14 protein-coding genes are annotated in these 12,002 nt (G+C 34.0%); 13 read left to right on the forward strand and 1 reads right to left on the reverse strand.

Annotation, left to right across the window (positions count from 1 at the left end):
• Positions 1 to 51 precede the first annotated feature (51 nt).
• From MYP_RS03325 to MYP_RS03335, 3 genes are all read left to right on the forward strand, one after another.
• Positions 52 to 1,302, forward strand: coding sequence for a tyrosine-type recombinase/integrase (locus MYP_RS03325; protein ID WP_045458385.1), 1,251 nt, complete (start codon positions 52 to 54; stop codon positions 1,300 to 1,302).
• A 96-nt stretch (positions 1,303 to 1,398) separates the two neighbouring features.
• A complete protein-coding gene (locus MYP_RS03330) occupies positions 1,399 to 2,574 on the forward strand; it encodes a hypothetical protein (protein WP_045458389.1) in 1,176 nt (391 codons plus the stop codon).
• A 174-nt stretch (positions 2,575 to 2,748) separates the two neighbouring features.
• A complete protein-coding gene (locus MYP_RS03335; protein ID WP_045458391.1) occupies positions 2,749 to 3,978 on the forward strand; it encodes a HEPN domain-containing protein in 1,230 nt (409 codons plus the stop codon).
• A 400-nt stretch (positions 3,979 to 4,378) separates the two neighbouring features.
• Here MYP_RS03335 and MYP_RS03340 read toward each other — a convergent pair whose 3' ends face one another.
• The gene (locus MYP_RS03340) at positions 4,379 to 4,708 is read right to left on the reverse strand and encodes an enzyme of heme biosynthesis (protein WP_045458395.1); all 330 of its coding nucleotides are present in this window, start codon (positions 4,706 to 4,708) and stop codon (positions 4,379 to 4,381) included.
• Positions 4,709 to 4,786: 78 nt separating this feature from the next.
• On the opposite strand from MYP_RS03340, the gene MYP_RS03345 reads away from it, so the two are divergent.
• From MYP_RS03345 to MYP_RS03390, 10 genes are all read left to right on the forward strand, one after another.
• Entirely contained in the window at positions 4,787 to 5,524 is a 738-nt protein-coding gene (locus MYP_RS03345) for an electron transfer flavoprotein subunit beta/FixA family protein (protein WP_045458398.1), read from the forward strand.
• A gap of 40 nt (positions 5,525 to 5,564) precedes the next feature.
• Positions 5,565 to 6,530, forward strand: a complete 966-nt coding sequence (locus MYP_RS03350; protein WP_045458401.1) for an electron transfer flavoprotein subunit alpha/FixB family protein — start codon at positions 5,565 to 5,567, stop codon at positions 6,528 to 6,530.
• A gap of 6 nt (positions 6,531 to 6,536) precedes the next feature.
• A complete protein-coding gene (locus tag MYP_RS03355) occupies positions 6,537 to 7,145 on the forward strand; it encodes a bifunctional nuclease family protein (protein WP_045458404.1) in 609 nt (202 codons plus the stop codon).
• A 574-nt stretch (positions 7,146 to 7,719) separates the two neighbouring features.
• Positions 7,720 to 8,469 (forward strand): WD40/YVTN/BNR-like repeat-containing protein, encoded by a 750-nt coding sequence (locus MYP_RS03360; protein WP_045458407.1) that lies wholly within the window; start codon positions 7,720 to 7,722, stop codon positions 8,467 to 8,469.
• Between the two features lie 157 nt (positions 8,470 to 8,626).
• The gene (locus MYP_RS03365) at positions 8,627 to 8,809 is read left to right on the forward strand and encodes a hypothetical protein (protein WP_045458409.1); all 183 of its coding nucleotides are present in this window, start codon (positions 8,627 to 8,629) and stop codon (positions 8,807 to 8,809) included.
• A 105-nt stretch (positions 8,810 to 8,914) separates the two neighbouring features.
• Positions 8,915 to 9,106 (forward strand): hypothetical protein, encoded by a 192-nt coding sequence (locus tag MYP_RS03370; protein WP_045458411.1) that lies wholly within the window; start codon positions 8,915 to 8,917, stop codon positions 9,104 to 9,106.
• Positions 9,107 to 9,399: 293 nt separating this feature from the next.
• Positions 9,400 to 9,825, forward strand: a complete 426-nt coding sequence (locus tag MYP_RS03375) for a hypothetical protein (RefSeq protein WP_045458414.1) — start codon at positions 9,400 to 9,402, stop codon at positions 9,823 to 9,825.
• A gap of 31 nt (positions 9,826 to 9,856) precedes the next feature.
• Positions 9,857 to 10,630: a PA14 domain-containing protein gene (locus MYP_RS03380; RefSeq protein WP_045458417.1), complete on the forward strand. Its 774-nt coding sequence runs from the start codon at positions 9,857 to 9,859 to the stop codon at positions 10,628 to 10,630.
• Between the two features lie 14 nt (positions 10,631 to 10,644).
• Positions 10,645 to 10,923, forward strand: coding sequence for a PA14 domain-containing protein (locus tag MYP_RS03385; RefSeq protein WP_156140283.1), 279 nt, complete (start codon positions 10,645 to 10,647; stop codon positions 10,921 to 10,923).
• 41 nt (positions 10,924 to 10,964) lie between these two features.
• Complete coding sequence (locus MYP_RS03390; protein ID WP_045458422.1) at positions 10,965 to 11,444, forward strand: T9SS type A sorting domain-containing protein; 480 nt, start codon at positions 10,965 to 10,967, stop codon at positions 11,442 to 11,444.
• Positions 11,445 to 12,002: the final 558 nt, after the last annotated feature.

Below are 12,002 nucleotides of genomic sequence, written 5' to 3' on the forward strand. Positions count from 1 at the left end.
TTTGTCAAAATTTTTATAAATAATTAGGGGAAAACACTCTTATTACCCCTGATGAGACCTAAAATCAGAAAGTATATAATTGAAAATTATTCAGTAAATGATTCTACTTTATATCCATATGAATTAGGAAGAATAGTAATTCCTAAAGATGAAGCAGGAAGACCAGATCTTAAAAGGAATTGGCATGTAGAATATCGGATATGGAACATTGACCTTGAAAGGCTAGTAAGAAAAAGAGAAAGCAAAGGCTTAAATAAATTTGCCACAATAAGTCAGCGGAACAAAGCAGCTCGAATTCTTAAAAAAGAAATAGACCTCTTGTTAATTAAGGGAGCTGTTACTTTCTTAAAAAGCAAGAATGGTCAAAGTGGTATTGATCTTAATACAGCTACACTCCTGAATGCTTTTGACTTTGCATGCAAGATAAAATTCTTGGATTTGGAAAAGGGGACAAAGTCAGGATTTAAATCTCTTAGAAAGCATTTAGTATCGTGGTATAGCCATGAGCCAAAGTATGAAGCCTATCTCTTTAAAGAATATACTACTCAGATAATATATCAGTTCTTTGATTTTTTAAGTACTACCATTGTAGATGCTAAAACGAAAAAGGTAATGAGTAAAAAGACTTACAATAACTATGTAGGTTACCTTTCGATTATTTTTAACTTTTATCTAGATAGAGAATTGATTCGCCACAATCCAGTAACTAAAGTAAAAAGGAAAAAGGCCTACTCAGGAAAGCACATACCATATAGTGATGATGAAATAGAAAGAATTAAGAATCATATTATTGAGAAAAAAGATCATCAACTATTATTATTTATCCAATTCATATATTTTGCCTTCCTCAGACCAACCGAAGAGTTAAGGTATTTGAAGATTGATAACATTCAAAAAGATACAATTTACGTTCCCCCGGAAATTGCAAAAAACGATAGAGGGCAACATATAAGGATACCAAGAGCTTTAGAAATAATCATTGAAGAAAAGAAATTGCGAGATTATCCTAAAAGTTTTTATATCTTTTCTGCTGCAGGAACACCAGGGCTTGATCATGTTGGTCAAAATTATTTCTATAGAAGACATAGAAAAGTGTTAGACTCTCTTGGTTTATATGGATTCGGTAAGGACTTGTATAGTTATAAACATACTGGAAATATTAGGCTCTTTAAAGCTGGAGCAGATATAAAGACGGTACAAGAACAGAACCGACACTCATCGATGCAACAGACTGACACTTATTTGAGAGGTCTCGGGCTTTTTCGGGATGGGAGAGAGTTAGATATTTTTCCAGATTTTTGATATGTAAAAAAAGTATTTTGATGTTATAATTTTTATATAAATTATAGCAACTTATTTGTTGTTTGATAAAATTAAAGAACCTGTAATTTTTTCTAAATGAATAACATTGTTTATAATAATTCCATTACAAACTCTTCTATAATTGGTAAGATACCAAATTTTCCTCAAGAAGAAGAAAAGTTAATTTTTGCAAATATATTTGAACAGCTATTACTATTTGATAAATTAGTTTTAAATACTGATTACGAAAATTATACACTTTCCTTTTTAATTAGTAAACTGGGTTTAGCGACTGTTGAAAGATTGATTGCAAGTAATTACATAAACTTTTCAATAAAATCATCAGTAATTTTTACCAGCACAGGCAAACAGAAAAATGATGGAACAATTGATACCTCTTCTATCTATTCTCAGCCTCCTATAGTTGGCGGAGTATTATCTGATAATGAACTTGACCCTGAAACCAATATTTATAAGGCACTAAGAAGATTCAATATTGACAAAAGTAATAGAAATAGACTTATTAAAATCATTACACCAAAGTATATAAAGATTGACAATATGAAACTTGGTGTAGATACAACTAAGTTTATAATTGATTCATATACAAATAATACTTTAGCAAAAGTTGGATTACCATTTCTAAAAGACCCATTTGATTTAGACATTGTTGAAAGACAAAAATTACTTGAGCTTGGGCACTCTATTTTGGAAGCAGGAATAATAAATAAGAATGGCTTTAAAAGTTACAATAATTACAATCATTTAGAAATTGTAGAGCAAAGTTTTGAAAATATTGGTAAGGCTTATCATATAAGTGAGAATGTCTCCGAGATTTTAAGGATTGAAAATACTCCAGATCTAAAGGAAATATATTTACAAAACAGCTTTAATATGTCAGATATTTTTAAATTAAGACATTTAAAAAGCGCAAAATATTTTAGAAAATGGATAAATGAGGTTGGAGAAAATTCTAATGCAAAAGAAGTAACTGAAGCCTACATAGCGGAGATAAAAAATGCAAAAAGATTTTTCGACTCTGCTAAAGGAAAGATTATTAAACACACAGTTTTATTTGGTGCAACTGCTGGATTAGGAGGATTAATTGCAGGTAGTTTAGGATTAGCTTTGGGCGCGGCAGCAAAAACTATTGTCGACCCCGCAGTAGATTATGGTTTGGGAATGATTGAGGAGTTTACTGTAGATAGATTGCTTGAAGGTAAGAATCCTAAAATTTTTATCGACAAAATGAAGGAGGAATTAAAGAAATAAAGCAATTGACAAGGCATAAAAGGTACGGAGGAATTATAATTAAAAGAGCGTGGATAATGATACTACCCAAAAGCTGAATCGCAATTTTACAGACGTGCACATTTAAGAGATTTCGGAACTTTTTTGTAATAAAACAGACTTTGAAATTTTCCGGAATTTTAAATCACATTTTTTATGGATAAAATTAAAGTAGAATATATTGTAGTAATTGACACTCAAGATGGCTTCTGTAGCACAATTCAGGCCTTTAATAATTACTTAGAATCTAATGCAGATATTCAAATTATTAACAAAGGCAAATGTATAAAATTTAAAGAATTGGAAATTGCCTATGACGTTTTATTAGATAATGTAGTTGATCCGCATTTTAAATCATTTCATACTAAATTTATTTGTAATAATGTTGGTGGAATAGAAGTGTTTTCTTCCTTTCTGAAAGTGATTAGGGGACTTTTGATCACTGCATCGGGAAAGAAGCCAGTTTCGCTATGGGATGATATTAGTTTGTATTATTCTCAGCAAGCATATCCCAAGATCAATGAAATTGAAAATTTGATGCGGAAGCTTCTTACAAAATTTTCAGTCACAAAGCTAGGTAGCAAATGGATTGATGAAAACATACCTGAAGAAATTAAAAGCTCAGTAAAGAAAAAGGAAAAGGAAATGTTCTCAAACGAAGCAGACTATTTATATCAAACCGATTTTAAAGATTTAACTACATTTCTTTCCGGAAAAATAAAGACTCCTGATATTAAAGAGTTACATGAGAATATAAATAATGCTTCTAAGATTGAAGATTTAGATTTAAATCATCTTAAGAGTTTTATACCAACCAATAATTGGAATAAGTACTTTTCAAAAGTTGTTAAAATAGAATGGAAGGATTTTGAGACTAAATGGCTAAATCTATACAAGCTCAGGTGTAAAGTTGCGCATAATAATTTTATAAATAAAAATGATTACAATGAAATAGTTCAACTTACAACCAAGTTGCGTGAGCCTCTTGAAATGGCAATTTCAGAATTAGATAAAATTGATCTTTCACCGGATGATTTCAATCATCTCACAGATGCATTTTCTGAACGTTCATTTTATTTAGAGGTTAAGTTTCAAGAAAAGATGCTAAGTATTTATGCCTTATTTAAAAAATTGGCTAATCAGCAAGACAACCTTTATTTGGACTTATTTGATGACGATAACATGGAGGTAGCTATGTATCTTATAGGAAAAGGTGTACTACCTTCTTCAATATTAAGCGAACTTTATGCTTTAATCGGAATGGAGAAAATTATAAAATCTGGCCATGGCAAGGCTTCTTCTAATGATATTGAAAGATGTATATGGGATGCAGAAGTATTTATGCACCAGCTTTCAAATTTTCTAAAACAAGAAGATATAAAATAAAAAAAATTACATCCATTTCTCATTTTCCCTTCCATTTTCTGATAATCAAAATTTTGACCGATTTCAACATAAATTAGGATTGAATACAACAAAAAATATGTCGATTTTCGACAAGATTTTTGTAATGAAATGCTTTATTAATTAGCTATTTAACTTTTTTAACTTATATTTGATTATAGTAATAATCCAAAATGGAAAACGTCTGAAACTGGCATCTATACTGGCTTTCAGGGGTTCAAAAAAGGTAGTTGCCAGAAAAAGGCAGATCTGGAATTAGGTTTTAAGTCAATAACTTACAGATTTTCAGTTAATTAAAAAGTTAAAAACAGTGGGTTCAAATCCCGCCACCCCGACGGATATTACTTAAATAGCCGATCATTTTTGTGATCGGCTATTTTTTTTACTCTTCTGAAATTTCATCCAGAAACTGATTGTATGCAGATCTTAATTCCTGATTTGCCTTCATATCTTTTACTTTAAAAGTAATTTCCAAACCTTTCTTATAAACTTCTTCCGCTTTTTCAAGTTGTCCTAATTTGAAGAATAGGTTAGCTGCATGGTAATATGTCCCCGTGTAATCTTCATGATTTTCCAGAAGAATTGAAAAATAATTTACTGATTTCTGAACATCTGTATTGAGGTACTCTATAGCTAATGCATATATGGTAAATGGATCTTGAGGGTCTTCCTTATAATATTGCAAGAGTAATTCAAGTCTTGAATTATTCATTAATTTTTATTTTTATTAGTGAAATATGTAACTTCATCGCAAATTTATAGTTTATTAGAAGGAATTAAACATATTTTTATGAAGATATTAGTTTGTATCAGTAACGTTCCGGACACCACTTCCAAAATCTCATTCACAGATAACAATACAAAATTAAATACTTCCGGTATCCAATATATAATTGGTCCATATGATGAATATGCGCTTTCAAGAGCTATTGAGCTGAAGGAAGCTGCCGGGGGAACTGTTACTGTATTAAATGTTGGAGAAGCCGACACCGAGCCTACCATAAGAAAAGCCTTGGCAATAGGAGCAGACGATGCTATCAGAATCAATGCATTTCCTAAAGATGCATTTTATGTAGCAAGTCAGATAGCTGCAGTTGTTAAATCTGAAAATTACGATTTAATACTAATGGGTAGAGAGTCTATTGATTATAACAGTGGACTTGTTCATGGTATCGTAGGAGAGTTGCTGGGAATTCCGTCAGTATCTCCTGTTATGAAACTTGATATTGAAGGCGGAAAAGCGATCATGTCTAGAGAAATTGAAGGCGGAAAAGAAATTGTTGAAGCCCAGCTTCCTTTGGTTGCCGGATGTCAGGAGCCTATTGCTGAATGGAAGATTCCAAACATGAGAGGCATTATGTCTGCAAGAACCAAACCTTTGAAAGTTGTTGAACCTACTGATGTAGCTGATAATGTAAAGTTGCTGAATTATGAATTGCCTGCTCCGAAAGGTGCCTGCAAAATGATCGATGCATCAACTCCTGAAAAGCTTTTTGATTTGTTGAAAAACGAAGCAAAAGTTCTTTAATTAATTAATCTAATTTTTAAATCATAAACTAAATTTATATATGTCAGTTTTAGTTTTTGTAGAAGGCGCAGGCGGTGAGATTAAAAAATCTTCTCTTGAGGCTGTAGGATACGCTTCAGCACTTGCCAAAAAAATCAATACTCAGGCAGTTGCATTAGTTATAGGAAACTATTCTGATGATCAAATAAGTTCCCTGGGCAAATTCGGAGCTTCAAAAGTTTTATCCTGTAAAAATGATAAACTTTCACAGCCTTTACCGATGCCCTATGCTTCTGCAATTGCTGAAGCGGCAAAAAAGGAAAATGCAGACACTATTATCCTTTCAAGGTCTTCTGTTGTAGATGCTATAGCGTCAAGGCTAGCGCTTAAACTTGGAGCTGGAATTGTAACCAATGTTGTTGACCTTCCTGACCTTTCTTCCGGGTTCAAAGTTAAAAAATCCATTTATACAGGTAAAGCTTTTGCTTTCTACGATTTAACTTCTGCTAAGAAAGTAATAACAATATCAAAGAATGCATATTCTGCAGTGGAGGGTAGTGGTTCAGCTACAGTTGAAGCTTTTGACCCCCAATTATCTGACAGCGATTTTAAAGTCCAAATTAAGGAAACTCAAAAGGCAACCGGCGATGTTTTATTGACTGAAGCTGATATAGTTGTTTCTGGTGGCAGAGGTTTGAAGGGTCCTGAAAACTGGAATCTGGTTATTGATCTTGCAAAAGCTTTGGGAGCCGCAACAGGATGCTCTAAACCAGTTTCTGATCTTGACTGGAGGCCACATCATGAACATGTGGGGCAAACAGGTGTAAAGGTCAGTCCAAATTTGTATATTGCATTAGGAATCTCGGGAGCAATTCAGCATCTTGCAGGTGTGAATTCCTCAAAAGTGATCGTCGTTGTTAACAAAGATCCTGAAGCGCCGTTTTTTAAAGCAGCAGATTATGGCATTGTGGGCGATGTTTTTGAGGTAGTGCCTAAATTAATTGAAGCTGCCAAGGCATTAAAATAAAAAAAAGTGGATAAGATCAAGTTAGAAATATTAGGTCTCTCTTCGAGCCAGTCTCAATCTGGCTCTTTTGCATTAGTATTAGGTGAAGAAAGTGGTAACAGACGGTTGCCAATTATTATTGGTATGTTTGAAGCTCAGGCGATTGCTATAGAAATCGAAAAAATTGTGCCAAACAGACCCATGACTCATGATCTCTTTAAATCATTTGCGCTTGGATTTAATTTCACAGTTGATGAAATCGTGATCTCAGACCTAAAAGAAGGGGTATTCTTTGCTAAAATAGTTTGTACGGATGGCATTAAATCCATTGAGATAGACGCCAGACCTTCTGATGCCATTGCAATAGGCTTGCGGTTCGAAGTTCCTATCTATACTTATGAAAATATTCTCTCTGAAGCTGGCATTGTTCTTAGCGATCTCAGTGAAGAAGAATCAGGGGTAAAACCTGAAAAAGAAAAAAAGGAAGAAGCAAAAAAAGCAGAACCCAAAAATCTTTCTGATCAAATTAAAGATACTTCATCTGATCAGCTAAAAGTTATGCTCGATGAGGCCTTGATGAAAGAAGATTACGAAAAAGCTGCTCGAATTCGTGATGAGTTAAATAAAAGAAATTGATTAAAACCGGAGTCCTTCTCCGGTTTTTTTATTTTTGAAAGTTTAATACTATAAAATTTTTGAACTCAATTTTGAACTTGAGTAGTACCTTATTTTTTTAAATCCTGATTTATTTTAAGCTGCTTCTTTCTACTTCTTTTCCATTTGTGGAAGAATTACTATCACATCATTTTTTAGATTAAAGTGATGGTTTAATAAAATGCTTCAGTTGAATGGGCAATTTGAGCTGATTTTCTAATCCTTTGATTTAAAATTTTAACCTCACTAAAATGTCTTTGTATAATTACAATATGTTAACCTTTTGCTTTTCAGTTTGTAGCATTAAAACATAATAGCTAACATGAAATCAACTCTACACAAAATTCTATATATCTTTTTTCTTGTTATAATTTCTTTTGGAAATTCTTTCTCCCAACATGAGGAAGAGGAAAATGAAGACATTCCTGAATTTATGGAAATGCGAAAACCTGATTTCCATAAAATATAAAAAAGAGCCAACCGATATTTCAAACACAAGAAGCTTAGGGAAAAAAATGATGGTCTTTCCAGAGATTCATTTGCTACTGAAAATGTAATGGGTGGAAGGGTAGAAAACAACGAATACCATAGATATAAAAGATGGGAATGGTTCTGGCGAGACAGAGTTAATCCGGATGGAAGTTTTCCTGATCCTTTAAAATCATTTGAAGTATACAAGCAGATGCAAGGTCATGTCAAGCGTTCAAAGAATGCAATGGCACAGTGGACAAGCATTGGTATGAAAACTAATAGTGGAGGCTATTGGGGCTTGGGGCAAGCAAGATCAGTTGCTGTGTTTCCAGGTAACCCAAGCATTTACTATGTCACTACTGTCGGCGGTGGAGTATGGAAAATTACATATGGCGGTACTTCTTATACTTCGGTTGGTGATGGTTCACCTCAATTATTTTGCGGAACTGTGCTTGTTGATAATCAGAATGCAAATATAGTTTATGTAAATATTGGTGGTACAGGAGAATGGTGGCTTCCTGGCCTGGGAGTTTACAAGTCATCAGATGGTTGTCTTACATGGTCTGCTACTGGATTGACGGGCACTAAGGCAAATGGTATAAATGTAAAGAAGATGGCGATGAGTCCTTCCAACTCTCAGATCATTTTAGCTGCAACAAACAAAGGCCTTTACAGAACAACAAACGGTGGTGTCAGCTGGACTGTTGTCAGAACAGGAGAACATGGTGATGTCGTATTTCGTCCGGGAGATGGAAGTACTATTTATGCTGCATCAGATGATTATTATATTGGCAGTGAACTCTTTCATTCCGTCGATGGTGGTGCTACGGAGTAAGGTAAGCAGTTTAGGTAAAACTAAAACAAGGATTTGGCTCGGGGTTTCCGCTTCTGATAAGGAGTTTGTCGCTGCTGTTTTTAAAACAGATGGTTCTACAAAAGACTTGTATGTATCAAATGACAGAGGTAACTAATTTAGTTACAAATCTAATACAATGTCAGATGCAGATATTTTTTACGTCTCACAGTTGAATAAAAATATAATGTATGGTGGAGCTGTTACATTGAAACAGTCAAAAGACGGAGGCTCAACTTGGACTGAAATTACAAACTGGTGTTGTGGAAATGATGCTGTAAGAACTGAAGTGAATGCTGACTTCAGAGGTTGTTTTTCATAATCCGGCAAACCTATCAGAGATATATTTTTGCAATGATGGTGGAGTGGATAAATTTAATGAACAGTCAAGGTCTGGACAAGCCTTTCAAATGGACTTGTGATTACAATGTATTACAGAATAGCTTCGGCACAAACCAATAATTTAATGGTCTCCGGGGCGACCCAGGACGATGGAGGCAATGCGAGGCTTTCAAATGGAAACTGGAGAGTTACGACAGGAGGCGATGCCACCATGTGTATCATTGATCCGACCAATGAAAGCGTGCAATATTCTTCTTATATCAAGATGATGGAATAGTGAGAACTACTCAGGCATGGAATAATTCCAAGGATTTGACTAATGCTTTAAGAAAGGCTGAAGCTGTGGGGGGGCTACACCATTTGCAATAGATCTTACCAATTCTCAAAATCTTGTTGAAGGGTATCAGGATGTGCTCAGAAGTACTAATCGTGGTGACTCCTGGATCAAAATAAGTAATAACCTTAAAGGAGAGCTAATTTGCAACATATCACAATAGCTCCTACTGATGGTAAAACAATTTATACCTCTAACGGAAGTAATTTTTATCGCACTTTTGATACAGGAACGAAGTGGACAAAAAAATTCAGTCTGCTGGTGATATTACCAGAATTACTGTGAGTCCTACTGATGCTATGGCTGTTTATTTAACTACAAATGGAGGAAACGGTAAACGCATTTTCAAGTCAACCAATGGCGGTGATACCTGGACAAATATAACGCTCAATTTTCAGAATGATGTAGGTGCCATTTGTATCGCCTATGAAAAAGGCACCAATGAAGGATTATTTATAGGATCACCAATCGGTGTATTTTATAAGAATGCTTCACTAACTCTGTGGATATACTACGGTCATGGATTACCAAATACGGAGGTTAATGATATCAGTATTGCATATGGAGCAAAGAAGTTAAGGATTGGAACTTGGGGAAGAGGAGTATGGGAGTGGATCTTTATTCGGATCCCAAGGTATATCGTGAGCCAGAAAATCCTCTAAGTGTAGTAAATATTATCAGAAAGGTTATGATATGCTTCCTGATTTTTCTTTGGAAACGCCTTTATGGAAAGGTGCAGTAATAAGGTCATTTAATACTTCCTTTGATCATACCGCTGATAGCTTTGCAGTAAAATACTATGGCTATATTGATGTTCCTGCAGATGGAGAATATATCTTCTATACAAATTCAGATGATAGAACAAAGCTGTATATAGGAAATCAACTGGTTGTTCTAAATAATGGGATACATGGTATGACTGAGCAATCAGGGAATATCCTTCTTAAAAAAGGCAAGCATGCTATTGCACTTGAATATTTTGAAAGAAATAGTGGAGATGGGCTTGAGGTTAGCTACAGCGGCCCCAGCATATCTAAGCAAATCATTCCTTCGAGCATCCTTTACATTCCTTCGATGCGTGATCCTGAAAACCCGGTAGGTTTTGCAGTTAATGGTTTAGATTATAAATTTTATACAGGGACTTATACTATTTTACCTGATTTTAACTCTCTTGTTATAAATAAATCTGGTCGTATCAATCAGTTTAACCTTACTATACCAGAAAGAACTTCATCCAATTTAGCGGTTAGATATGTTGGATATATTAATATTCCTTCGGACGGAATATATACGTTTTATACAAGTTCTGATGATGGGTCAAAGTTGTATATTGGAAGCACAATCGTCGTTAGTAATGATGGCATCCATGGAATGATTGAAGCTCAGGGTAGTATAGGACTTAAAAAAGGAAAACATGCGATTGTTTTAGAGTATTTCCAGGGTACAGGTGTATTGGACTTGAAGTGAGCTATTCAGGTCCTATGTTAACGAAGAGAATAATTCCAACATCATCCTTGTATAGAATTGTTCCTCTTAGAACACCAGAGAATCCGGTTTCCGTAATGAATGCAGTAAATTATTCTCTTTATCCGGATTATGAAGGAAACGTTATTCCGGATTTTACAACTTTGGGAAATGCCTCTCGGACAAACCGTGTAAACCAGATCAACCTTAATATTGGAGGATTACCAGTAGATCATTATGCCATAAGATATACAGGATATATTGAAGTCCCGGAGGATGGAGAATATACCTTCTAATTAAGTCTGATGACGGCAGCAGACTTTTTATCGGTAATACAATGGTTGCTAATAATGATGGTTTGCATGTAACCACTGAGCAAAGTGGCTATATAGGATTGAAAAAGGGGGGTACATGCTTTTACCGTAGAATATTTGAATATGATTATGACCAGATACTTACAGTTAGTTATGAATCTTCTAAAATAACAAAGACTATAATTCCATCATCAGCATTATATGCGGATGCAATTATAACTTCGTTGGCAAAATTGAATCAAAAGAATAACATTGAGGTATTTCCAAGTCCGTTTACAGATAAGCTAAGTGTGAATTCACAAAGTCAGATTCAGTCAGTAAAACTTATAAGCAATGAAGGTAAAAATGTTAACGAGGCTGCTATGATTTCTTCTCAATTTCAGTATATAATTTCTGTTCCTCAGGAGCTTCCATCAGGTGTTTACTTTGTTCAGGTCGAGATAAATGAAGGTTTGAAAACAATTAAAGTATTGAAAAAATTACCAAGTTTCCTATTGACATAAAGTATACACGTAATCAGAGGCCTTTGCTTAAAATGAGTTTCAAGCTCTCTCTGAAAGATCTTTTTTAAATATCTTGTTCTATTATTTGATTCTCTGAAAGGGGCTGTTATCCTAGCTATTACATGTGTAATGCAGAAAAAAAGTCTAACTGTGAATTAGAAGTTAAGAGTAGTTTTACATGTGAAATAAAGTATAAGGCAGTTAATTAAAGTTAAGTAATGCCGATATCTTATTTGGTATTTTTAGTATATAATGAAATTCCATTAAAAGAGAAGTTAAAAAATAAAGCGTAATTTTATTGCTATATTCAATGTAGATGAAAAAGCGAGATCAAAGTGTTTATGGTCTGCTAAATATGATATCTCATTTTTAATATTTTTTTTTGAGATATTATACCCCCCAATATTGACTATATGTTTCATTATCAATAGATGATTATGAACCCCCATTTCTTTCACAGGAGTTTAAATCCTAATGTATCTTTTGTTACCATTTTAATTCTGTAAAATCTTTTACTTCGGGCTAGCATGAAAATACCCCCGAATAATAATTAGGGAA

The organism is Sporocytophaga myxococcoides, from assembly GCF_000775915.1.
Lineage (GTDB): Bacteria > Bacteroidota > Bacteroidia > Cytophagales > Cytophagaceae > Sporocytophaga > Sporocytophaga myxococcoides_A.